This is a genomic window from Bradyrhizobium sp. P2_E8, assembly GCF_056403875.1.
On record NZ_JBFUES010001633.1, the window covers coordinates 1 to 961 of the forward strand.

1 protein-coding gene is annotated in these 961 nt (G+C 65.2%); it reads right to left on the bottom strand.

Going from position 1 to position 961, the window contains the following annotated elements; all coding sequences use genetic code 11:
• Positions 1-147 precede the first annotated feature (147 nt).
• On the bottom strand, positions 148-961 hold an 814-nt coding region (locus tag AC1D00_RS42875), incomplete at its 5' end, for a NupC/NupG family nucleoside CNT transporter (protein WP_477014888.1).

A 961-nucleotide genomic window follows, 5' to 3' on the forward strand; every position in this document is an offset into this window, starting at 1 on the left:
GGATGCATTTCTGGATTGCTTCGCTTCGCTCGCAATGACGAGCTCCTTGTAGCCCGGATGGAGCGGAGCGTAATCCGGGGCCGCTGCTTGCGACGGCGCACACTTTCCCGGATTGCGCTGCGCTCCATCCGGGCTGCGGGCTCTTCGCTACGCCAACACCCCAACGATCGCCCCCATCAAACACGTCGTCAGCGTCCCCGAGACGATCGACTTCAGCCCGAGCGCGTTGATCTCCTCGCGGCGCTCCGGCGCCATCACCCCCAAGCCGCCGATCATGATGCCGAGGCTGGCGAAGTTGGCGAAGCCGCACATCGCGTAGAGCATGATCAGGCGCGAGCGTGTGTCCAGCACATCCGGCGCGAGCTTCGACAGGTCGACATAGGCGATCAGTTCGTTGAGCACCGTTTTCGTGCCCATCAGGCTGCCGGCCGTCACCGCCTGATCCCAGGGCAATCCCATCAGCCAGCACACCGGCGCCATGACGAGGCCAAGCAGGCGCTGCAACGAGATCGCAGCGCCGGCGACATTCGGCAACAGGCCGAGGATGGCGTTGACGAGGTAGACCAGCGCCACCAGCACCAGCAGCATCGCGACGATGTTGATCAGCAGCTCGATCCCTGCGCTCGTGCCCTTCACGATCGCATCCATCGTGCCGGAGACCTCCATCTCGGGATCCTCCAGCGTGCCGCCGGTGCGCTTGTCTGATGTCTCCGGCACCATGATCAAGCTGACGAGGATCGCAGCCGGCGCGCCCAGCACCGAGGCGATGACGAAATGCGCCGCGGCGTCGGGGATGAGGGGAGCAAGGAGCGTCGCATAGAGCACCAGCACCGTGCCGGCGATGCCGGCCATGCCGCCGGTCATCACCAGGAACAATTCGCTGCGCGTCATCTGCGCCAGATACGGCCGCACGAACAGCGGCGCCTCGACCATCCCGAGGAAGATGTTGGCCGCGGTCGAG